This is a genomic window from Pseudoalteromonas sp. NZS100_1, assembly GCF_015864285.1.
Taxonomy (GTDB): Bacteria; Pseudomonadota; Gammaproteobacteria; order Enterobacterales; family Alteromonadaceae; genus Pseudoalteromonas; species Pseudoalteromonas arctica.
Genome location: NZ_JADYXN010000021.1, coordinates 50,524 through 72,182, shown reverse-complemented (window position 1 = coordinate 72,182; position 21,659 = coordinate 50,524). Strand labels below are relative to the sequence as shown.

21 protein-coding genes are annotated in these 21,659 nt (G+C 38.9%); 6 read left to right on the top strand and 15 right to left on the bottom strand.

Annotation, left to right across the window (positions count from 1 at the left end; genetic code table 11):
• Window positions 1–11: 11 nt before the first annotated feature.
• Window positions 12–1,049, bottom strand: a complete 1,038-nt coding sequence (locus I6F66_RS14345; protein ID WP_165729187.1) for a response regulator — start codon at window positions 1,047–1,049, stop codon at window positions 12–14.
• A gap of 257 nt (window positions 1,050–1,306) precedes the next feature.
• Here I6F66_RS14345 and I6F66_RS14340 point away from each other — a divergent pair, with 257 nt between their 5' ends.
• Together I6F66_RS14340 and I6F66_RS14335 are read left to right on the top strand one after the other, a co-directional pair.
• Entirely contained in the window at window positions 1,307–1,570 is a 264-nt protein-coding gene (locus I6F66_RS14340) for a GrxA family glutaredoxin (RefSeq protein ID WP_007585470.1), read from the top strand.
• A 160-nt stretch (window positions 1,571–1,730) separates the two neighbouring features.
• Window positions 1,731–3,596, top strand: a complete 1,866-nt coding sequence (locus tag I6F66_RS14335) for a DEAD/DEAH box helicase (RefSeq protein ID WP_007585469.1) — start codon at window positions 1,731–1,733, stop codon at window positions 3,594–3,596.
• Window positions 3,597–4,503: 907 nt separating this feature from the next.
• Here the strand turns inward: I6F66_RS14335 and I6F66_RS14330 are convergent.
• The 9 genes from I6F66_RS14330 to prmB form a co-directional block, all read right to left on the bottom strand.
• Window positions 4,504–6,057 carry an AbgT family transporter gene (locus tag I6F66_RS14330; RefSeq protein WP_197209391.1) on the bottom strand — a complete coding sequence of 518 codons (1,554 nt, stop codon included), beginning with the start codon at window positions 6,055–6,057 and terminating at the stop codon, window positions 4,504–4,506.
• A gap of 143 nt (window positions 6,058–6,200) precedes the next feature.
• The gene (locus tag I6F66_RS14325) at window positions 6,201–6,476 is read right to left on the bottom strand and encodes a YfcL family protein (RefSeq protein ID WP_008138544.1); all 276 of its coding nucleotides are present in this window, start codon (window positions 6,474–6,476) and stop codon (window positions 6,201–6,203) included.
• The gene (locus I6F66_RS14320; protein ID WP_197142245.1) at window positions 6,473–7,636 is read right to left on the bottom strand and encodes an ATP-NAD kinase family protein; all 1,164 of its coding nucleotides are present in this window, start codon (window positions 7,634–7,636) and stop codon (window positions 6,473–6,475) included. Before I6F66_RS14320 ends, I6F66_RS14325 begins: the two co-directional genes overlap by 4 nt.
• A complete protein-coding gene (locus I6F66_RS14315; RefSeq protein WP_010554670.1) occupies window positions 7,626–8,180 on the bottom strand; it encodes an elongation factor P hydroxylase in 555 nt (184 codons plus the stop codon). Before I6F66_RS14315 ends, I6F66_RS14320 begins: the two co-directional genes overlap by 11 nt.
• Before the next feature lie 117 nt (window positions 8,181–8,297).
• Complete coding sequence (locus tag I6F66_RS14310; RefSeq protein ID WP_010554668.1) at window positions 8,298–8,759, bottom strand: zinc-ribbon domain containing protein; 462 nt, start codon at window positions 8,757–8,759, stop codon at window positions 8,298–8,300.
• 62 nt (window positions 8,760–8,821) lie between these two features.
• On the bottom strand, window positions 8,822–9,469 hold the full coding sequence (locus I6F66_RS14305) for a glutathione S-transferase family protein (protein ID WP_165725678.1): 648 nt from the start codon (window positions 9,467–9,469) through the stop codon (window positions 8,822–8,824).
• Between the two features lie 106 nt (window positions 9,470–9,575).
• Entirely contained in the window at window positions 9,576–9,953 is a 378-nt protein-coding gene (locus I6F66_RS14300; protein WP_007583361.1) for a DUF4112 domain-containing protein, read from the bottom strand.
• A gap of 119 nt (window positions 9,954–10,072) precedes the next feature.
• Complete coding sequence (aroC, locus tag I6F66_RS14295) at window positions 10,073–11,170, bottom strand: chorismate synthase (RefSeq protein ID WP_008138551.1); 1,098 nt, start codon at window positions 11,168–11,170, stop codon at window positions 10,073–10,075.
• A 64-nt stretch (window positions 11,171–11,234) separates the two neighbouring features.
• Window positions 11,235–12,170: a 50S ribosomal protein L3 N(5)-glutamine methyltransferase gene (gene prmB, locus I6F66_RS14290; RefSeq protein WP_165725676.1), complete on the bottom strand. Its 936-nt coding sequence runs from the start codon at window positions 12,168–12,170 to the stop codon at window positions 11,235–11,237.
• A 152-nt stretch (window positions 12,171–12,322) separates the two neighbouring features.
• Between prmB and smrB the strand changes: the two genes are divergently transcribed.
• Window positions 12,323–12,880, top strand: coding sequence for an endonuclease SmrB (gene smrB / locus I6F66_RS14285; protein ID WP_007377742.1), 558 nt, complete (start codon window positions 12,323–12,325; stop codon window positions 12,878–12,880).
• Between the two features lie 27 nt (window positions 12,881–12,907).
• Window positions 12,908–13,837, top strand: coding sequence for an AEC family transporter (locus I6F66_RS14280; RefSeq protein WP_007580614.1), 930 nt, complete (start codon window positions 12,908–12,910; stop codon window positions 13,835–13,837).
• A gap of 1 nt (window position 13,838) precedes the next feature.
• On the opposite strand, the gene I6F66_RS14275 is transcribed toward I6F66_RS14280, so the two are convergent.
• From I6F66_RS14275 to sixA, 3 genes are read right to left on the bottom strand one after another with little or no spacing between them, the layout of a single operon-like run.
• Window positions 13,839–14,576 (bottom strand): SDR family oxidoreductase, encoded by a 738-nt coding sequence (locus I6F66_RS14275; protein ID WP_165729182.1) that lies wholly within the window; start codon window positions 14,574–14,576, stop codon window positions 13,839–13,841.
• 8 nt (window positions 14,577–14,584) lie between these two features.
• On the bottom strand, window positions 14,585–14,938 hold the full coding sequence (locus tag I6F66_RS14270) for a RidA family protein (protein ID WP_165729180.1): 354 nt from the start codon (window positions 14,936–14,938) through the stop codon (window positions 14,585–14,587).
• 24 nt (window positions 14,939–14,962) lie between these two features.
• Window positions 14,963–15,433 carry a phosphohistidine phosphatase SixA gene (gene sixA / locus I6F66_RS14265; protein ID WP_165729179.1) on the bottom strand — a complete coding sequence of 157 codons (471 nt, stop codon included), beginning with the start codon at window positions 15,431–15,433 and terminating at the stop codon, window positions 14,963–14,965.
• Window positions 15,434–15,625: 192 nt separating this feature from the next.
• Here sixA and I6F66_RS14260 point away from each other — a divergent pair, with 192 nt between their 5' ends.
• Window positions 15,626–18,349 (top strand): insulinase family protein, encoded by a 2,724-nt coding sequence (locus I6F66_RS14260; RefSeq protein ID WP_165729178.1) that lies wholly within the window; start codon window positions 15,626–15,628, stop codon window positions 18,347–18,349.
• A 54-nt stretch (window positions 18,350–18,403) separates the two neighbouring features.
• Complete coding sequence (locus tag I6F66_RS14255; protein ID WP_007580604.1) at window positions 18,404–20,656, top strand: EAL domain-containing protein; 2,253 nt, start codon at window positions 18,404–18,406, stop codon at window positions 20,654–20,656.
• Here I6F66_RS14255 and I6F66_RS14250 read toward each other — a convergent pair.
• Both I6F66_RS14250 and yeiP read right to left on the bottom strand, forming a co-directional pair.
• On the bottom strand, window positions 20,653–20,847 hold the full coding sequence (locus tag I6F66_RS14250; RefSeq protein WP_007580601.1) for a hypothetical protein: 195 nt from the start codon (window positions 20,845–20,847) through the stop codon (window positions 20,653–20,655). The two genes, I6F66_RS14255 and I6F66_RS14250, sit on opposite strands and share 4 nt — an antisense overlap.
• 142 nt (window positions 20,848–20,989) lie before the next feature.
• Window positions 20,990–21,562: an elongation factor P-like protein YeiP gene (gene yeiP, locus I6F66_RS14245; RefSeq protein WP_007580599.1), complete on the bottom strand. Its 573-nt coding sequence runs from the start codon at window positions 21,560–21,562 to the stop codon at window positions 20,990–20,992.
• Window positions 21,563–21,659 lie beyond the last annotated feature (97 nt).

Genomic DNA, 21,659 nt, shown 5'->3' with positions numbered 1-21,659 from the left:
TATTAATCAATTTAAGAGGCTAACTGCCAAGGTTTAATAAATTTCTCAAGTACCGCTTTTGTCACTGGCTTCTGTAAATAGTGAGTAATTCCTTTATCAAACAACTCAGCTATTTGCTCATCGCCTGTTAACCCCGTTAAAATAACTTTAGGAGTATTGTTATTAGGTGTATTTTGCCTAACTAATTGCTGCGCCACATCGCTACCAAACATTCCTGGCATACGCTCATCTAAAAGTAGCAAGTCAAATGGTTCATTTTGAGCAAGTGTTAATGCACTGGCACCATTTTCTGCACACGTTACTAAGCAGCCCAGCATTTCAAGCATTACTTTTGTAGCAATTTGGCTCGGTAAGCTGTCGTCTGCTACTAATACCGATAAACGTGTTTGTGTGTGAAATGTTGTTAAAATAGTAATTAAGTCGGTATCAAAAAATGGCCAGCCTAATATTTTTTTAGATAGTTTATGAGCTTGGCTCAGCTCGTAAATGTCGTTGATAGAGCACAGCTTTATGTATGTATTTAAGCTGTCACTATTTAATTTATCAATTAATGCGTTACCACTAAGATGGCGTAAATCCTCTAGCTGTGCAGACTCTCTAAGCGTGCTATTAAATAATTTAAAATTTAAACCAAAACGATCGTGAGTATTAGCTGACATTTTTAAACAGCTTTTGAGTAACGCTTCGCAATCAGTTAAAACGTCTACATTTTGTCTAACATCAAGCGCTAAACTAACAGACTCTTTAGTTGCTAAGAGCCCGTGAAAATCCAACGTGTTTACTTGTTCAGAATCATCAATCTGATAGTGAATACTAACTCCCTGAATATTTGCTTCGAGCGTCAATAAAAAGCACTGCTTTACTGCTGCTAGCGCCGGAGTAAGAAACGCCTCGCATTGTGCAATCATTTGCTCTGGCGGAATTTGCAAACAGACGTAGTTACATTGCAACTTGTTGATTAAGGTAATAGAGAATTTTTGACTTTGGGTTTCACAATATTTACCTATTACCCCTTGGATAATTTCTAAAACGTGACTATTAGTATTCATAAAGCATTCTCGTTAACCCAATGTATAGCTCTACATCATCAAGTTATGTGCCATAAATTAATTCTTATAAACACACTTGCATTCATAGACTTAAGTATTAGACAAACAGGGCTCTGGTTTTTCATTCGCATTTTGCAAATCATATTGCTATGCATAATATGATTTATGCTTTTATTAGAATGGTGCAATCGATTTTTTTCTCTTTAAATAATTTTTCATTCATTTAAACTGATATTAATCAAATTGAGGAGAAAGCTATGTTAACCGTAATTTTTGGCCGTGAAGGTTGTCCATTTTGTGTTCGTGCGAAAGATGTTGCTGAGCAATTATCAAATGAACGTGATGACTTTAAATTTCGTTACATCGACATAATTAAAGAAGGCATTAGTAAAGCCGACCTTGAAAAGTCAGCGGGTAAGCCTTGCCCTACTGTTCCACAAATTTTTGTAGACCAAAATCACATTGGTGGATTTACAGAATTTGAAGCTTACGCAAAAGAAAACCTAGGCTTGTATAAATAAGCTTTGTATTAAATATGTTAACCAGTTTAATAAACCCTATATTGAGCTGGTTAAATTTCGACCAACATCAAATACATACAAATTAGTTTCAATTTATACAAGCATTTTCCTCGCGAATCCTATATAATGCGCGCCTCTTTAAATTCGTTGAGGCGTATTAATGTCAGAACCAGTCACGTTTGAATCTCTAAATCTTTCTCCTGCAATTTTGAAGGCAGTTGAAGAGTTGGGTTACAAGACACCATCTGAAATCCAAGCTCAATGTATACCGTTATTGCTAGAAAGAAAGGACGTACTGGGACTAGCTCAAACGGGTACAGGTAAAACCGCAGCATTTGCACTGCCATTACTAAATAATATTGACCCGTCTGTGAAACAGCCACAGATCCTTGTACTCACACCAACACGTGAGCTTGCGATCCAAGTTGCTGAGGCATTCGAACAATATGCTAAACATGTTCGTGGTATTGAAGTATTGGCACTATATGGTGGCCAAAGCTACAGTATCCAATTAAGCGCACTTCGTCGTGGCGCTCAGGTTATTGTTGCAACTCCAGGTCGTTTAATCGATCACATTAACCGTGGCACTATCAAGTTTGATGCTCTACAAGCACTTGTACTTGATGAAGCCGATGAAATGTTACGTATGGGCTTTATCGATGATGTAGAAAGCATCATGGAAAAAACACCGCGCGAAAAGCAAACATGTCTTTTCTCTGCGACTATGCCTAAGCAAATTCAAAACATCAGCAGCAAGTATATGAACAATCCTGAACAGGTTCATATTTCTGCGCGTAACTCTACAGTATCATCTGTTGAGCAAGTGTTTTGGAATGCAAGCGTACATAAAAATAAAGCTATTGTTCGCTTCTTAGAAGCTGAACAGTATGAAGGTGCTATTGTTTTCGTACGTACGCGTAACGATACAGTACAACTTGCTGAGTTATTAGAGCGCGAAGGTTTCTCTGCTGCTCCACTTAATGGTGATATGAACCAGCAAGCACGTGAACGCACTGTAGAACGCTTAAAAAGCGGCATGCTAAATGTTGTTATTGCAACAGACGTTGCTGCTCGTGGTCTAGATGTTGACCGCTTAAGCTTAGTTATCAACTACGATATACCACAAGATTCTGAAGCCTACGTTCACCGTATCGGCCGTACAGGTCGTGCTGGTCGTACTGGTAAAGCAATTTTATTCGTAAAACATAACGAACGTTATTTACTTAAAAATATCATTCGTCATACGAAGTCTGAAATTGCACAAGTTGAATTACCAACTGCAAAAATCGTTGAAGAAAAACGTATTGAAGCGTTACAAGCAAAATTAACTATTGCGCTTGAAAACAAAGATATTACATTCTTTAACGAGATAGCTACTAACATGGCTGAAAAACTTGAACTTCCTCTTGAAAGCTTAGCGGGTGCGTTACTGTGTTTAGCACAGCAACAGTCTCCAATTAAAGTTGAAGAAGTTAAGATTCAACCTCGTGAACGTAACGAGCGTAACGATCGCAACCCACGTAGTAACGACCGCAATGATCGCGGTGGTGACCGTGGACGTCGTAACGAACGTGGCGGCGAACGTGGTGGTGAACGCGCTGAGCGTAAACCTCGCGAACGTAACAGTCGTGATGCAGGCCCTATGGATACTTACCGTATCGAAGTAGGTCGTGAACACGGTGTTCAGGTTAAGAACATTGTTGGCGCTATCGCTAACGAAGCTGACATCTCAAGCAAGTTTATTGGTGATATTCGTTTACACGACAATCACAGTACGGTTCAATTACCGCAAAACATGCCTAAAGATGTACTTGATCATTTCCAAAAAGTGTTTATTTGTAAACGTCCTATGGGCTTAACAATTACACAAGATCAAGGCCCTGCTGAGCCACGTGCAGAACGCTCTGAGCGTCCAGCTGGTGACAAAAAGCGCACCTTTAGTAAAGATAAAGACGATAGCCAACGCGGTGATAAGCGTACTGGCCCTCGTAAAGAACGTCGCCCAGTAAGCTTCACAGCTAAATAAGCAACGACTCTTTAATAAAAAAACCTTGCCACGAAAGTGACAAGGTTTTTTTGTTTTTAAGCTGCTGCCACAGTGAATACAAAGTAAACCTTCGCGTCAATTCAATAGCAGCTTGAGATAGTTTTTTTAGCCTGAGTTCGGGTTACTTAATGTCTAAAAATATATTCCTCTGATTTTTAAAATAACAAAAATTCTGTAAACTAAACAAAGGCTATAGTTCACGGATGAATTAAAAATTGAAAAAGATTTACGACAACTTGCTCTTTGTAGCAATAATACTCTCCATTTTATTATGCATCACTATTCCTATTTTAATGGACTTTACAGATCCACCATTCATCTCAAATGAGCTATACGACGTTGTTTTCTTTATAGCCGTCCCTATTATCTGTTGCGCACTATTTATCTATTTAAATATACTTATATTCAATAAATACAAACGCTGCAGTAAATATAGAGAATCACTTAAATACAATTTTTCAGATACAAAAATGAAATTGGCATCCATTTTCATGTACCCATTATCCCCTTTATTAATCTATGGAATACTCTATATTTTTATCTCTGATCCCATTAAATTATGGGCTTACTACACGCAAGGCGGCTATTGGTATAAGGAATATATACTGACCGATGTACAAAAATGTGGCACCGAGTATGAAGATAGTTGTACTCATTTATACTTCAAAGACCCTAAAACGAATAAAATTCATGATTTTAGGTGGTACGACGCTAAGTCTACAATAATGAACAACAAAAACGATTATGTGTATATTGTTGGTGAGGCCAACTTATTTGGCTATATAGTGAGAGATTTAGAAAGGTAACTTAGACTTACTTTTACATTACAGAACTTTTATTTAAAAACCTCACTCAAGTGAGTGAGGTTCATAAATCAAGGTTTAGGTTAAGGCAATGCTGGATAAATGTAGCTTGCATCAAGCCCTAGTGGAATACCAAGTGCCCAGTAACCTAATAAAAAGATACTCCAGCCAATCATAAAGGCGATTGAGTACGGTAGCATAATAGCAATTAAAGTACCTATACCGGTGCCTTTCACATACTTTTGACAGTACACCACCACTAATGGGAAATAAGGCATTAACGGTGTAATAATATTAGAACTTGAGTCACCTACACGATAAGCGGCTTGAGTTAAGTCTGGTGAAATGCCAAGTTGCATTAACATCGGTACAAAAATAGGGCCAAGTAATGCCCATTTTGCTGAACTTGAACCTACAAACAAGTTAACAAAGCCGGTTAAAAAGATAATTCCCACAACCGTTACTGCACTTGGCAATTCCATCGCCTTTAATAACTGCGCACCTTCGATTGCGAGTAATGCACCTAAATTTGATTTACTAAATGCAGCAATAAATAGCGAACAGAAAAATGCCATGACGATATAATATGCCATGCCGCTCATCGCTTTACTCATTGCATCAATCATATCTTTTGAAGTTTTAAAGGTACCTACCGTAAAACCATATACTGTGCCAGGTAGCCAAAAAAGTAAAAATATTAGTGGTACAATTGATTGCATTAAAGGAGAGCTAAAATTAGTAAGGGATCCGTCACTACTGCGCATTGCAGAATCGTCTGGAGCAGAGACAAATGCTAATAACGCAAGTCCTGCAATCATCACGGTACTGGCTATATAAAAGGCACGTTTTTCATCACTACGTGCATCTTCAAATACAGGTAAATCCTCTTTAGCACCATCAACCGCTGTTTTTTGTAAACGTGGTTCAATAATTTTATCGGTAATGTACCAGCCTAATGCCACAATAAATAAGCTAGATGCTGAAGCAAATGCCCAGTTATTTAACGGGTTAATTGTCATTGCAGGATTAATTATTTGCGCCGCACTTTGGGTAAAGCTTTGTAGCAATGGATCAATCCCTGATGGAATAAAGTTAGCCCCAAAACCACCACTGACTCCTGCAAATGCAGCTGCAATACCCGCAAGCGGATGGCGCCCTGCAGCAAAAAATATAACACCGGCAAGTGGAATAACTAATACATAACCTGCGTCAGTAGCGGTATGGCTCACAATAGCCACTAAAATGATTGAAGGCGTTAATAGCTTTTTAGGAGTCACTTTAAGCATTAACTTAAGACCGGTATTAATGAAGCCCGAATGCTCTGCAACACCGACACCTAACATAGCTACTAAAACGACACCTAAGGGAGCGAAGCCGGTAAAGGTTTTTACCATAGAGGATAAAAAGGTAGCGAGCGAATCACTTGCCAGCATATTATTAATAATAATCGCTTCACCTGTACGTGGGTCTATTGCACCAAAGCTTACGCCTGAAAACCACCACGACAAAAACCAAATTAATAACATTGCAAACAGAAATATTACGGCTGGATCTGGAAGCTTATTTCCTACTCGCTCAACAAAATTTAAAAAACGCGCTACAACCCCTGAAGGTAAAGCGTCTTGATTATTATTCATTCTTATTGTTCCTAAAATTTATTTTAGTAACAATATCGCATAAAAACAAAACAGTAAATTAACATGAAAATCTGCTTGAAAAGTTTTGGGCACAAAAAAACACGATAGTGATAAAAAAATCGTGTTTTTTGTGCCACTTACTGTTAAGCGAGGGCTTTAACTTCTTCCCACAAGCGTGCAACTAATGTCTTATCTTCTTCGTTAAGCTCACCATTACGATACGCTTTAACTAAGCTCTGCTCTACAGTTTCGTTTAGTTCATCTATACTGATTGTCAGCTTTTCTACTTCGGCATAGCCTACTGCAAGATCATAGTGACCTCGTAAATAGCCGCCTGCGAATAACTCATCGTCAGTTGCTTTTATTACTAAATCATCGAAGTACTGCTGGGCTGCATCGATATAGTTCACTAAACTCATTTATTAATCTCCTGGTTTTGCAAAGCACCTGTATTTTCAAGGTTTTGGTGCCCTACTGCATACATAATATGGTCGTTAAATCCGGTGGTTACTTTAATATAACCCGTTAATTCATCATCTAATTCGCCATCGCCGGTGTCACAAATAAGGGGGCGGCTATTAAGCGCTTGTAGTTTTGTTTTTGTTGCTACTACAATAATGTTTTCTTTGCCAATTGCACGTATAAGCGCAGGGCTCAATTGCTGATTACCACGGCCAAATATATGCCCTTGCCCGCCAATGAGCGTAATGACTAACTTAGTACTTTGATCATGTGTAAGCTCAAGTAATTGCTTAGCCGTTAAATCTTGAGCAACTAAGGTTTGATCTTTTATTAAATCAACGCCAAGCAACGTATTTTGAAGTCCCATTTCTTCCATTATGGCCTCAACCGTTGAGCCGCTACCCATTATATAAAATGTGTCTTCATCCATTTGCGATACAACATGCGCTGCAATGTCGGCAAGTACGAGTTCGTCGGTTTCTTTACCGCCATTTTTAACCGCTTGCATATAGCGTACTTCGCTAGGTGTTTGCATTTCGCCGTAGCGCTTTGCTTTTACTGTGCCTTGTCTAAAGGCATCTTCATCTATATCCATTACATCTGCATCAGCTAAGGTAACTAACTCCCCCTTAACCAGCATTTCGACTACGCGCCCTGCAGCTTTTGGTGTAATGGCGTACACACCAGAGTGAATTTTACAGCCTGCAGGAATACCAAGTACGGGAATGGTATCTTCGATTGCATGGCAAATATTACGCGCTGTACCATCGCCTCCAGCAAATAAAACTAAATCAACACCAAAGTCTCTAAGTACTTTTGCTGCTTGTTCTGTGTCGTCTGGGGTTGTTATAGCAGCAGTGTTGTATATAACCTCTACATTAAAGCCCAAGGCTTTTGCTGTTTGCTCACCCATGTCACCGTTAACGGTGTAAATGGTTAAGCGTTCTTTATAAGGCAATAGCACTTCAAGCGCTGCTTTTGTTCGGCTATTTGCTTTGGGTTCTGCACCTAATTCGATTGCTTTAGCGGCTGTGTGTGCGCCATCACTACCTTTTAAGGCAACTGTTCCGCCTAAACCTGCTACTGGGTTTACAATTAAACCTAATTTAAACGCCATTACAAAGCTCCTTCGGATGTTGCCAATTAAATTGCTGCGCTGTTAATGGCCACTGTGTATTATAAAAATCAGAGAGTGCTTTTAAAAGTGACTCTGTACGAGAGTTAAAGCCATTTTCGATTAACGATAATACACGTGCATGTACTCGCTGCTGAAAATCAAACCGACATGTTTGCTCGCCGTTTAAGTTATCCACCGACACATTAAAATTAAACCCTGCTGCGGTGCTTAATAACCACTCTATAGCTTGAGGCTTTACTTCTACGTTTTCAAACTCAGCTTGTTTTTGTTTGTCGCGCCCATCAGGACAATACCAATAGCCGTAATCTTCTAATAAACGACGTTCATCGCCTGCAACCAACCAGTGTGCAACCTCATGTAATGCACTCGCGTAAAAACCATGCGCAAATACAACTTGGTGATATGGCACGTGCTCTGTTGCTGGTAAATACACAGGTTCAAAATCGCCTTTTATCAGACATGTATTATGACTTTGATAAAAAGTGCGTTCAAAAATTGAAATTAGATCAGCTATTTGATGCATAAAATTAGGCTAATTAGTCTCGGTTATAGCGCTATTTTGCGCAGTAAAAACGAGACGAATTGTACGGGCTTTTACAACTAAAGTAAAAATAAGGCGTGATAGTAAAATATAAGCGGACTAATCTTTCACTTTATTGATATTTTTAATAATACCTAAACAGTAAAGAGTATTACCAAGTTCTTTACGCTGTGTTTTTTCACCTGAGGTTTTATTGGCTAAGCTAGTTAACATATCGTACCGTTTACGTAGAGTTAGTATATATCTGGCATGTCTACGGCATTCAAAGCAATGAGTACAGTGTGAATCGACCCAAAATCTTAATGTTTCAAACCAATATTGCTGCTCTTGAGCAAAAAAAATAAATGCCTTAGAGCAAGTCCCGCACTTCTCTTCAATATCAACATAAAGTGCCCGAGGATAAATGGCATAGTTTTGCTTTTTTATATCAGCCAATATTACCGTATTAGGGAAGTATTTAAGGCTCGAGTAACGCCAGTGCGCATTCTCTATCGCCTCTATTGTCACTGGGGTATTGGTAGTTATTGGTGTATTGCCATACCTTGGGTGATTTAGATACATGAGCTGCCTAGTTTAAACTTATGATTTTAAGGTATAAAACATGCCATATAAGAAAACAATAATTATACAGGCGTTCCTGCTTCATCACACTCTACAATATCGGTCTCGGTTAATGCCTGAGTGATCCATGCTTGCAATACTGGGCAGCGCATAACAAAGTCACAATATTGCTGTGCCTCTGGCGATAACGTAATTTGATAGGTTTTTAAGCGCAGTACAACAGGCACATACATGGCATCAGCAATACTAAAGTCACCAAAAAACCACTCATTTGGAAACACATCTTGTTGCTGTGCAAATATTTCGTCTATACGGGCTATGTCTTTTAGTGCTTCGCTCGATAGGTCTACTTTACGGGTTGCTCTTATATTCATTGGCATTTCACTGCGCAGTGCCACAAAGCCTGAATGCATTTCAGCGCTTAGTGCACGCGCTTTAGCTCTTTGGGTAATATATTTTGGCCATGCAGCGCCTGATAAGTAAGCATCGTTAATATATTCACAAATTGCTAGCGAATCCCATACCTGTAAATCGCCATCAATTAACGCTGGGACTTTTTGCAAAGCAAAGGTCTTTTTTAGTTCATTGTAAAAGTCGGGGGTGTCGAGTACTAGCTGGGTTTCACTAAACTCAACATCAAATTTACTCATTAAATACCATGCGCGTAATGACCAGCTAGAGTAGTTTTTATTACCGATAAATAATTGCATATTGTAAATACCAAAGTGAATAGACGCTCCTACCATACTAGGTGATTTAACAACCAACAACATTTTGTTTAAAGTCTCTTTGCTAACTGTTACTTAAAGCTATTAATTACTCACTCAACTGCTTGTTTAAATGCTTTTTTAATAGTTGTGTATTACGCGTGTTAGCTTTAAAAAAGGCATCAAAAATATCACCAAAAAATGGCACTAAACCGCCCACAAAGTCTATGAGCATATTGATAATCATCTTAGTCTTTATACGTTTACTCACACCTAAACGCTGGGCTTCTATCAGCACATAACTTGATAAAATTAGCCCTGCGGCATCACCTATAACGGGAATTAAACCAATCACAGCCTCCAAACCTATATTAAATTTAGTAAAAGGAATGCCAATGCTGCTATCAGTTAACTTACTGAATCGCTCTAAGCGGGCTATTGCAGCTTGGGCTTTCATTTGTGAGTGTTCATTAATATTATCGTTCATGATTACTACCCTCCTTCTTGCAGTATATAGGGCCTACTTGAACAACTCCTGAAAGGCTTTAAACTAAATTACAGACATAAAAAAACGCGGTAGTCCGCGTTTTTTATAATTATAAATACTTACACAGAGCCGTTAATTGGCCCGTGTTCGTGGTTTACATGTGGATTTTGTCCGCGTTGGCGCAGTAAATGATCCATTAATGTAATAGCCATCATTGCCTCAGCAATCGGGATTGCACGAATACCCACACACGGATCGTGACGACCTTTGGTGATCATCTCAACCGCTTCGTTGCTTGTATTAATGCTGTTACCTGGGATGGTAATACTCGACGTTGGTTTTAGCGCAATAGAAGCAATAATATCTTGCCCTGTCGAAATACCCGCAAGTACGCCACCTGCATGGTTTGATGTAAAACCTTCAGGGGTTAGCTCGTCGCGATGCTCAGAGCCTTTTTGCTCAACTACATCAAAGCCATCACCAATTTCCACGCCTTTAACTGCATTAATACTCATTAATGAGTGTGCAAGTTCAGCGTCAAGGCGGTCAAATACTGGCTCACCAAGACCTACTGGTACGTTGCTTGCCACTACTTTTACTTTAGCGCCAACTGAGTCACCTTGCTTTTTAAGGTCACGCATATATTCGTCAAGCGCTTCAAGCTTACTTGCATCAGGGAAGAAGAATAAGTTATTTTCAACTTCGTCCCAATCAAACGTTTCCGCCTTAATAGGACCTAGCTGGCTTAAGCATGCTTTAACTTCAATACCATGAAATTGCTTTAAGTATTTTTTAGCGATAGCGCCTGCCGCTACGCGTATTGCGGTTTCACGTGCAGAGGAACGGCCGCCACCACGATAATCGCGCAGGCCGTACTTATGCCAATACGTGTAATCGCCATGACCTGGGCGAAATACATCTTTAATTTTGCCGTAATCTTGCGAACGTTGATCGGTGTTTTCAATTAATAAACCAATGCTAGTACCTGTGGTTTTACCTTCAAAAACGCCTGCTAATATTTTTATTTGATCGCTTTCACGGCGCTGCGTTGTATAACGGCTTTGGCCTGGTTTTCGGCGATCTAAATCAATTTGTAAGTCGGCCTCTGTGATTTCAAGACCTGCGGGAGTACCATCAACAACGCCGCCTAATGCAACGCCGTGGCTCTCACCAAAGGTGGACACTTTAAATAACTGTCCAATGCTATTTCCTGCCATTAACTTTCCTCATTCCTAATGACTACCAATAGCCAAGCACACGGCTTGGCTATTCATTTTTTACTTATTTTGCAAAATACTCATCTAGCTGCTTTTTGCTAATTACAAATACACCTAAGCCGCCTTGTTCAAATTCAATCCATTCAAACGGCGCGCCCGGATACAGTGCATCCATATGTACCATAGAGTTACCAACTTCTACAAATAACAAACCGTTATCAGTTAGGTGTTCACTCGCTTCACTTAAAATAGTACGGGTTACATCTAAACCATCGTGGCCTGATGCAAGCCCAAGCTCTGGTTCATGATGAAATTCACGTGGTAAGTCAGCCATATCTTCTGCATCAACATATGGTGGGTTTGCTACTATTAGGTCGTATTTTTGACCTGGTACACCGCTAAATACATCAGACTGAATAGGTAACACACGATCAGTTAACATGTAATCGTTAATGTTAATGTCTGTCACTTCAAGCGCTTCATACGATATATCTACCGCATCAACTTGTGCCTGCTCAAAAGCTTGCGCAAGTGCAATTGCGATACAACCCGAACCTGTACATAAATCTAATATACGGTTAACCGATTGTGGCTCTTCAAGCCAGGGTGTAAAGCGGTTGCTGATAAGCTCAGCAAACGGTGAGCGAGGTATAAGTACACGTTCATCCACATAAAATGGCATACCCGCAAACCATGCAATGTTTGTTAAGTAAGGTACTGGTGTGCAGTCGTTAATACGTTCTGCAATAAGACCCGCAAGTCGGTTTTTTTCTGTGCTTGTTAAACGCGCGTGCATTAATTCTTTTGGCGCATCAACAGGCAAGCTAAGCGCAGGCAGTAATAAGCTTACAGCTTCATCCCATGCGTTATCTGTACCGTGTCCAAAAAATATACTACTACTTGCAAATTGGCTTGTAGTCCAACGTAACCAGTCATGTAAAGTTGACAGTTCTGCAACGGCTTCTTCGAGTGTTGCTTCTTCTATTTGTAAATCGCTCATATATTTTTACCTGTATTAGCTTACTGACTGTTTTGAGTCTTTAAGACGATTGCATTGCCTATCTGCGCTGGGCAAATTACAATTGCCCCTCATTTAAGTATTGTACCGCCTTTTGCGCTGCGTTTTTACGTTTTTTTGTTTAGGTAATAGTTATGAAAAAAGACACTCCATCACATTCGTCCCTAAGCAATGACGACATAAGCTTATTTCGTCAAACGATCACAGGCGCCAAAGTATTTAAACAAGATACTCATCGTTTTGATACAAAGCCTAAGGTGTCACAAGCTAAGCAATTTGCCCAGCAAAAAAAGCAGGCTCAATCTGAATTTTTCTTCTCAGACGTTTATATTCCCGATATAGACACCCACGGCACGGTTAAATATGTAAAACCAGGCCAAGATACCTTCCTAGCTAAACAGCTTCGCCGTGGTGACTTTGCACCCGATTTGACGCTAGATTTACATGGCTTAAATAAAGAACTTGCTAAAGATGAACTCGCTGGACTCATTCACGAATGTAAAAAGCAGCATTACTATTGTGCATGTGTAGTGCACGGTATTGGCGGCGGCGTACTAAAGCACAAAGTGCCTCAGTACTTAGTACAGCACCCTGACGTAATAGCGATGCACCAAGCCCCTCTCGAATATGGTGGTAGAGGCGCTGTACTCATACTAATTAATTTACCGCAAAGTGATGAATTTAGACGCTAACTTTAGCTATTACTAGGATGTAACTTCGTGCATATTTTTTCAATTATTTTTCCGCTCATTTTTATTGTGGCGTTTGGTTACAGCTGTTGCCGATTAAAATTTTTCGAAAAGCAGCATATTGCAGGCTTAAGTAAATTTACTTTTTATATTAGTTTGCCTGCTTTTTTATTGTTAAATATGTCGCAAATTAACTTACAGCAAAGCATTAGCCTTTTTGCATTTTTGAGTTTTTACATACCGGTTCTGAGTGTATTTGGGGTGGGTATTTTAATTGACCGCTTTTATTTAAATAAAAAGTATTTAAAAAATTACCAACAACACGGCGTCTTTGGACTTGCTTCTAGCTATTCAAATATGGTGTTAGTGGGTATTCCTATTGTTATTGCATCGCTTGGCAAAGAGATGATAGCCATTGCGTTTATGATCATTACTTTTCATAGCACATTGTTATTTGCACTTACTTTTTTAATAGGCGCTAAAGGCAGCAGCGATAAATTTTCGTGGTCGCACTTTGGAAAAAGTATGGTGTTAAATCCAATAGTACTGAGTATTGGATGCGGGCTTATATTAAACATTTTAGGAGTAACACTATTCACCGACTTAGCAAATAGTTTGGATCTATTAGCTAAACCAGCAATTGCCTGTGCGCTATTTGTACTTGGTGCTAATTTAGCTTTTTATAAAATAGCAGCAAATTGGCAACCCGCGTTAATAGCATCAATTTTAAAAATATTTTTATTGCCTGCGTTAGTTTTATTGGTAGGCACCTATGTATTTAAGCTAGACACGCAAATACTTAATGTATTGGTACTTTTAAGTGCGTCCCCTGTTGGCGTAAATGCTTATCTTATTGCGAGTCAAATAAAGCAGCATGAAGCTACTCTTGCTGGGGCTGTCGTACTTTCTACTATCTTAAGTGTTATTAGCTTTACGTTTTGGCTAGCTTTATTACTTTAGCTTACAAACCGCCGGCTACATCAACAAAACTACCCGTTGTAAAAGAAGCGTGCTCCGAAGCTAAAAAGTAAATTGCTGCAGCAACTTCCTCGGGTGTACCGCCTCTGCCAAGGGGTAATTTACTTTTAAGACGATCGACTCGATTTTTTTCGCCGCCATCACTATGCATATCAGTGTAAATAAGCCCAGGTCTAACAGAGTTAACACGAATACCTTTACTTGCCACCTCTTTTGCCAAGCCAATAGTAAATGTGTCCATTGCACCTTTAGATGCTGCATAATCAATGTACTCATTAGGAGAGCCCGTTTTAGCGGCCCCCGATGAAACATTAACAATACTACCGCCATTTCCCATTCGCTTTATTGCCTCACGACTACATAAAAAAGCACTGGTAATATTTGTAGTCAAAACTTCGTTTATGCGCTCAGCACTCATTTCTAACAAAGGCATTTGTGGTTTTAAAATACCGGCGTTATTTATTAGTACATCAAGTTGACCTAACTCTTTATCAATAAAGTCAAATAACGCCAAAACATCTGCCTCTTTCGACACATCTGCTTTTATAACTTGAGCCCTAACGCCAGAGCTTCTGACTTGATCGGCTACTAGCTTCGCACTAGCTAAATCAGCTTTATAATTAATGCAAACATCATAACCATGCTTTGCAAAATATAGTGCAGTAGCTGCGCCAATACCTCGACTAGAGCCTGTGATAAGTACAACGGGGGAGCGAGTCATTAAAGCTATTATTCTTTTAAAGCTGCGACTACTGAAATTTCAACAAGCAGTGCATCACGTGCCATTTTAGCTTCCACACAGGCACGTGCTGGTGCACAACCCTCGGGTACCCATGCATCCCATACTGCATTCATATCAGCAAAGTATTCCATGCTCTTTACATAAATAGTCGCGCTAAGCATATGTTCTTTTGAACTTCCCGCTTCATCAAGCAATGCCTCTACTTTATCAAGCATAGTTTGAGTTTGTTCTTTGATATCTTTTTGCGCGTCGGCGCATACCTGCCCACATAAATACACAGTGCCGTTATGTTTTACAATGCGGCTCATGCGCGCACCTGTTTGTAAACGTTCTATTGTCATTTTACTTTACTCAATTATTTATATTTAAACGTTTTCTGGGGCATTTATACTTAAATAACTACTACGCTGGGTTTGCTCATCGTAACTAATAACAGCAACAGCCCCCGTATTAAAAATGGGCATATTGCCAGGGCTTAATTGGTCCACTAAGTAACTTACAATAGGCATGTGTGCCACTATAAGCCATGTATTGCATTGGGTGTGAGTAGCAATAAGTGTTTCGATGTAGTCAGCAGCAATTTGAGGTTTGCCTTCGGGAATTATATCAGACGTGGTTTCGCTAAATTTAAATACGTTATTTTTAGCCACACCTGCAGCTGTTTGCTGTGCTCGAATGTAAGGACTAACTAACAGTGCATCAGGGTAATGTGCTTTACTGAGCCAAAGGCCCATTTTTTCAGCTTCATCATGCCCTGCTTGGGTTAAATTTCTACCTGCATCATCAGCCTGCATGGGTGTTGCTTCGCCGTGGCGCATTATTAGGATTGTTTTCATAAAAAATCAACCGATTAAAGAATATAAAACAGTAGCCAGTTTGCCCGTTTTTCAGCTATATTAACAATATAAATCTATTTATTTCTAAAATAGTTCTTTCATGAGATTCAGGTAAATCTTTAAGCTGTACTTCGCTTTCCTGAAGCCATCATCTGTTGTTAACAAGTAAACGTTTAGTTTCAGGAGCATCATTTGAATATCAGCCGCAATGATAACAGAGCATACCGCGCCTTTACACTGGACAATGGTCTAAAAGTACTATTAGTGCAAGATAAAGATTCTACAAAAGCGGCAGCATCAATGGCAGTTAACGCCGGACATTTTGACGACCCTCTTGACAGGCAAGGCCTAGCACACTTTTTAGAGCACATGCTTTTTTTAGGCACTGACCAGTATCCAGATTCAGGTAGTTTTAATAATTTTGTTTCGCAAGCTGGCGGCAACACCAATGCGTGGACCGGCACTGAGCATACCTGTTACTTTTTTGATATTAACAATCAAGAATTTGAACAAGCACTTACCCAATTTAGCCGCTTTTTTATTGCGCCTCTTTTAAATTCAGCCGAAACAGAAAAAGAACGTAACGCAATTGAAGCCGAGTTTAAACTAAAAATAAAAGACGACGGTCGCCGTATTTATCAAGCCCACAAAGAAACGGTAAATCCAGCTCATCCATTTGCTAAATTTTCTGTAGGAAACCTACAAACCTTAGCTGACAGAGAGCGCTGTATTAGTGATGAGCTTCGTGACTTTTTTAATAGCCAGTACCAAGCTCAGTGGATGACTTTAGTTATTTGCGCAAACGAAACACTAGACACACTACAAAGCTGGACTCAAACTTACTTTGGCGCAATTAACGGCAACAAAAACCTTAAAAAGCCAGAGATCAGTGAGCCACTTTATCGTAAACAAGACATAGGAAAAATACTCCATATTGAGCCACATAAGCATATGCAAAAACTTATTATAAGTTTTGCTATGCCTAATATTGACGACTTTTATCGCCATAAAACAGTAAGTTTTATTGCCCACTTACTTGGCTATGAAGGCGCTGGTTCTCTTTATTCTATTTTAAAAGAACAAGGCTGGATCAATGCACTTTCTGCTGGCGGTGGTATTAATGGCAGCAACTTTAAAGATTTTAATATTAGCTTAGCGCTTACCGATGAGGGTATTGAATACTTTGAAGATATTATTGAAATGGTGTTTGAATACATTTGTTTAATTAACGATAACACCGAAAAATTGCCGCGCTTATATCAAGATAAAAAAAATCTATTACAAATAGCATTCGATAACCAAGAAAAATCACGCTTAATTGATTGGGTCAGTAATTTAAGCATTAATATGCAGCATTACGATGAAGCAAATTACGTGCAAGGCGACTATTTAATGGAAGGCTTTAAAAAAGCGACCCACGAAATGGCCATGCAGTGGTTAACGCCACATAATATGCGCATCGTACTTATACATCCAGATGTAGAGCCTGAACATAAAACGGCATGGTACAACACACCATATAAAGTAGAACATATTTCACCTAGTTGGCTTGATGCCCTTAGCGAGATAAATAAGCCGTTGAGCGAAATGCTGCTACCTACAGCTAATCCTTATTTAACAAAAGAAGTGGTGTTATTTGATGTCGTAAAACCACAAACAAAACCCGAGTTATTAGTAAAAGAACCCGGTTTTGACTTTTGGTTTAAACAAGACAACACATTTCGTGTTGCTAAAGGCCATTTTTATTTGGCCATGGATTCTGATTTTGCCGTAAAAGATGTAAAACATATGGCACTCACCCGCTTATTTACAGATTTATTTATGGATAGTGTGGGCGAGCAATTTTATCCAGCAGAACTTGCGGGACTTAGCTACCACTTAACCTCGCATCAAGGTGGATTAACTCTACATACCGCGGGGCTTTCATCTAGCCAGTTAGAGCTTGTTGATCAATTAATAGATGCTTTATTTAATGTAGAGATCTGTGCAAAACGCTTTGCTGAATATAAAAAACAGCTTGTAAGGCATTGGCGCAATAGCAACCAAAACAAACCAGTCAGTGAGTTATTTAGCATTTTAGGCGCAAAAATAATGCCTTGGAACCCACAACCTGGGGAGCTTGCATCGGCATTAAAAAACACCTGTTTTCAGCAATTTAATGAGTTCAGAACAGACTTTTTTAAAGCACTACATGTTGAATCATTTTTACATGGTAACTGGCAGCAAAGTGATGCAATAGCCTTTCAAAAAAAGGTCGCAAATCACTTAAAAAACGCAACCATAATTGAAGATTTAAGACGCCCTCTTTTTGAAATTAAAAAAGTAACTCGCTACGAGTTAGAGCTTCCTTGTAACGACCATGCAATGGTTATTTACTATCAAGCGCAAACGGATTGCGTGGCCGAAAAAGTAAAAATGATGGCGTTAAATCATTTAATTAATCAAGATTACTTTAATGAATTACGAACTACACAGCAACTTGGTTATTTAGTAGGCGCTGGTTATGCACCATTTAACACGCGTGCTGGTATAGCATTTTATGTGCAGTCACCTAAGTTTGATGCAAAAACATTATTGCATCGACATAACCGTTTTATTAAAAACTACCTTGATAATATTGATGCACTTGATGAAAACGATTGGCAACAGCAAAAACACGGCCTTAGTACTCATATTGCAGAAAAAGATAAAAACCTGCGCCTGCGCTCACAACGGTTATGGCTTGCTATTGGTAACAGAGATCATGAATTTTATATGCAACAACGACTTTTAGATGCCTTAAATGCGCTAACCCTAAAAGAACTAAAAGTTTATGCACTAAGCCTATTTGATGATAATAGACCAAGATATGAGCTTTTAAGCTCGGCAAAAGTCAATAAATCTCAAAATATGCCCGTTTACTCTCAATCTCTTTGACACTAGGTTTAGCTTGTTTTAAATTATCATTTGTAAATTAGAAGTAATAAAAAAATGATAAAAATAATAATAAAACTAAGCATGCTTGTAGTACTTGCTTACTCATTTGAGCTTTTTGCCTTTGAGTCATCATTTAATTACAACTCCGACAATATACTTATACTAGCAAGCGCCATTATAGCGCTTGCTTTGCCCTACCTGTTATTTGTAATCCACAAACTTAGACGCTCACGCCGTCAACTCCGTCTTTCGGAAAAACGCCTTAAAAGTACTGTAGAAGGTAGCGGCGATACACTTTGGGACTGGAACATAAAAACAGGCGAAGTTATTCGTATTAACGATAAGTACTTAATGGATTCGACTACCTTAATGGGGTTTCCGCCAAACAAAGGCCTTATTCACCCTCACGATATTAATAACGTTGAGCACTTGTTAAAAGTACACTTTGCAGAGCAGTCTGCTTTTTTTGAAGCCACCTACCGAATCAAAGATACATTTGGTCGTTGGCATTGGGTACTCGATCGCGGAAAAATAATTGAAAAAGACGCCAACTTATCACCCCTTAGAATGACAGGTACCGTTCGCGATATATCACAGTTAAAATCAACGGAAGAGCGCTTAAACCTTTTTGCTAAATGTGTTGAATCACTCACTGACGCCTTAGCAATTTACGATAAAAACTTTAAACTGGTTGATATAAACCCGAGTTTTTTAACCTTGTTTGGTGGCGTACGCGAGCAATACTTAGGAAAAGATTTCAACCTATCTGGGTATGAGCCAAGCTACACAAACAGAATTATTGAAATAGTAAAAGAGCGCGAACATATCCAACAAGAAGTGAAGCTTCGTAATAGTGAGCGTGTTTTATTGCCTATAGAAATATCGATAGATGAAATTAAAAACGATCAAAATCAAATAACTAATTATGTCGTTGTTTATTCAGATTTAACAGAGCGTAAAAAAGCCGAATCGCAGTTACATAACTTATCGAATCGAGATCGCACAACTAGTCTGCCTAACCGAAATTTATTTTTTACTGATTTGCAAAAGCTAGTAAAGCTCAACTCGCATCACGCCTTGCTTGTATTCGATTTAGATAACTTTAAAAAAATAAATGACTCGTTAGGGCATCAACTAGGTGACAGCTTATTAGCTAAACTAGCAATGCGCTTAAATAAACTAACCCGCGAAAATGATGTATTTTATCGTTTAGGCGGCGATGAGTTTGCTCTTGTAATGTCTGACACTAACGACATACATGTAATTACACGTATGGCAAAACAGTTTTTAGCAGCCATTGCTACACCATTTAAAATGGCTGGCCACGAACTGGCAATCACCTCAAGTGTAGGCATTGTATTATTTCCAGAAGACGGTAATACGCCTGAACTGCTTTTAAAAAATGCAGATACCGCGATGTATCATGCTAAAAAGAAAGGTAACAGCTACTTATTTTTTAACGACACGATGAACCGTCAAGCCGTTAAACGACTGCAAATTGAAAACCTCATGCGCTTTGGTTTAAAAGAAGACCATTTTGAAGTGTACTACCAACCAAAAATGAATATTCGCACAGGCAAGCTAACCGGAATGGAAGCATTAGTGCGCTTTATTACACCCAAAAAAGGCATTATTAGTCCGGGAGTTTTTATACCTATAGCCGAGGAAACTGGCCAAATAATTGAAATTGGTGAAGTGGTATTAAACAAAGCCTGCAGAGACGTAAAAGAATGGCTAGATAGCGGTTTATTTAGCGGCCGAGTAGCTGTCAACTTATCAGCAAAGCAATTTAGCCTCCCCGATTTAACTTCTCGTATTGACGTTATTTTGCAAAAAAACGAATTACCTTCTTACTTTTTAGAGCTTGAAATAACAGAAGGTACTGTAATGGACGACCCTAAAGAAGCCATTGCAATTATGCGTTCGTTAAGTGCCCGAGGTATTCATTTAGCAATGGATGATTTTGGTACTGGTTATTCATCATTAGCGTATTTAAAGCAATTTCCGCTTAATACACTTAAAGTAGATAAAGCATTTATAGATGACATGACCAACGAACGTGGGCGTAATATGGTCGACTCAATAGTCACTATTGCGCATAACCTTGATTTGCATGTAGTTGCTGAAGGTGTAGAACAAGCTCATCAAATTGATATACTTAAAAAGCTTAATTGCGAAACAGTACAAGGTTATTACTATTCTAAGCCACTATCAAAAAGTGAATTTACTGAATTTTTAAAGCAGCAACAAACTAAAGCAGCCCCAAGCTTAATTAGAAAAAATAAAAATGTGGCGTCGATAAATTAAGGGCGCCATATACACGCATTTATACCTACATTTCTTACTAAAGCACGGCGATAATGTAGATTAAATAAGCACCAGGCCACAGGCCCAAGTAAACCGCCTAAAATAAGCCATCGCTTAATTGGCATACCTTTTTTAATGGCTTCTAAATACATTAAAGCTATAAATGCACTGCTTAGTAAAACTATAAACAAAATTACCCTTTAAAATCGCTCAAAAATACGGCACTTATTCTAACGCTAACGTGATTAAATTTAAAGCAACAAATCCCCCGCGCGCACAAAAAAGCCGAAGCTGTTAAACACAGATTCGGCTTTTAAAATTATAATTTACGCGTTACTTTTCAGCACGACCCATAAATTTGTGTTCAACAGTATTAATACGGATACGGTCACCTGTTGAAATATGCTCTGGCACAGAAATATTTAAGCCAGTAGACATACGTGCAGGTTTTGAACGAGCACTCGCAGATGCACCTTTGATAGATGGGTCTGTTTCTTCAACAACAAGTTCAACACTTGACGGTAAATCAAGCCCTACTGGCGCGCCATCAATAACAATTACGTGTACGCCTTGTGTTTCTTCATTAACAAATAAAATTTCTTCGCTAATAGCATCTTTGCTTAAGTTATAAGGCGTGTAATCTTCATTATCCATGAACACATACTCGTCACCATCAATGTACGATAGCATTACTTCACGGCGTGTTAAATCAGCCAGCGTTAGCATGTCACTGTCTTTGAATGTTTCGTCAACTTTACCACCGGTTACCACATCGTATAAACGCATACGGTATAAACTACCACCAGCACGACCTTGCGGCACAGAGCGCACAATATCTTTTACAACTAAAACGCGGCCATTGAAGTCAATAGCAGTACCTTTTTTAACATCACTCGCCTTTGGCATGTGTGAATTCCTATTATTTTTTTGATTGCCAGAAACATACCACGAACTGGATTTTGTTCAACTAAAATTACGTTGGTTTTACGCTACATGTTGTATT

Excerpts from the sequence above, each read along its gene's own strand:
- I6F66_RS14255 (WP_007580604.1), top strand. The coding sequence starts at position 18,404 with ATGATAAAAATAATAATAAAACTAAGCATGCTTGTAGTACTTGCTTAC.
- smrB (WP_007377742.1), top strand. The coding sequence starts at position 12,323 with ATGAAAAAAGACACTCCATCACATTCGTCCCTAAGCAATGACGACATA.
- sixA (WP_165729179.1), bottom strand. The coding sequence starts at position 15,433 with ATGAAAACAATCCTAATAATGCGCCACGGCGAAGCAACACCCATGCAG.
- I6F66_RS14340 (WP_007585470.1), top strand. The coding sequence starts at position 1,307 with ATGTTAACCGTAATTTTTGGCCGTGAAGGTTGTCCATTTTGTGTTCGT.
- I6F66_RS14275 (WP_165729182.1), bottom strand. The coding sequence starts at position 14,576 with ATGACTCGCTCCCCCGTTGTACTTATCACAGGCTCTAGTCGAGGTATT.
- I6F66_RS14270 (WP_165729180.1), bottom strand. The coding sequence starts at position 14,938 with ATGACAATAGAACGTTTACAAACAGGTGCGCGCATGAGCCGCATTGTA.
- I6F66_RS14345 (WP_165729187.1), bottom strand. The coding sequence starts at position 1,049 with ATGAATACTAATAGTCACGTTTTAGAAATTATCCAAGGGGTAATAGGT.
- I6F66_RS14335 (WP_007585469.1), top strand. The coding sequence starts at position 1,731 with ATGTCAGAACCAGTCACGTTTGAATCTCTAAATCTTTCTCCTGCAATT.
- I6F66_RS14330 (WP_197209391.1), bottom strand. The coding sequence starts at position 6,057 with ATGAATAATAATCAAGACGCTTTACCTTCAGGGGTTGTAGCGCGTTTT.
- yeiP (WP_007580599.1), bottom strand. The coding sequence starts at position 21,562 with ATGCCAAAGGCGAGTGATGTTAAAAAAGGTACTGCTATTGACTTCAAT.
- I6F66_RS14320 (WP_197142245.1), bottom strand. The coding sequence starts at position 7,636 with ATGGCGTTTAAATTAGGTTTAATTGTAAACCCAGTAGCAGGTTTAGGC.
- I6F66_RS14325 (WP_008138544.1), bottom strand. The coding sequence starts at position 6,476 with ATGAGTTTAGTGAACTATATCGATGCAGCCCAGCAGTACTTCGATGAT.
- I6F66_RS14300 (WP_007583361.1), bottom strand. The coding sequence starts at position 9,953 with ATGAACGATAATATTAATGAACACTCACAAATGAAAGCCCAAGCTGCA.
- I6F66_RS14310 (WP_010554668.1), bottom strand. The coding sequence starts at position 8,759 with ATGTATCTAAATCACCCAAGGTATGGCAATACACCAATAACTACCAAT.
- I6F66_RS14305 (WP_165725678.1), bottom strand. The coding sequence starts at position 9,469 with ATGCAATTATTTATCGGTAATAAAAACTACTCTAGCTGGTCATTACGC.
- aroC (WP_008138551.1), bottom strand. The coding sequence starts at position 11,170 with ATGGCAGGAAATAGCATTGGACAGTTATTTAAAGTGTCCACCTTTGGT.
- prmB (WP_165725676.1), bottom strand. The coding sequence starts at position 12,170 with ATGAGCGATTTACAAATAGAAGAAGCAACACTCGAAGAAGCCGTTGCA.
- I6F66_RS14315 (WP_010554670.1), bottom strand. The coding sequence starts at position 8,180 with ATGCATCAAATAGCTGATCTAATTTCAATTTTTGAACGCACTTTTTAT.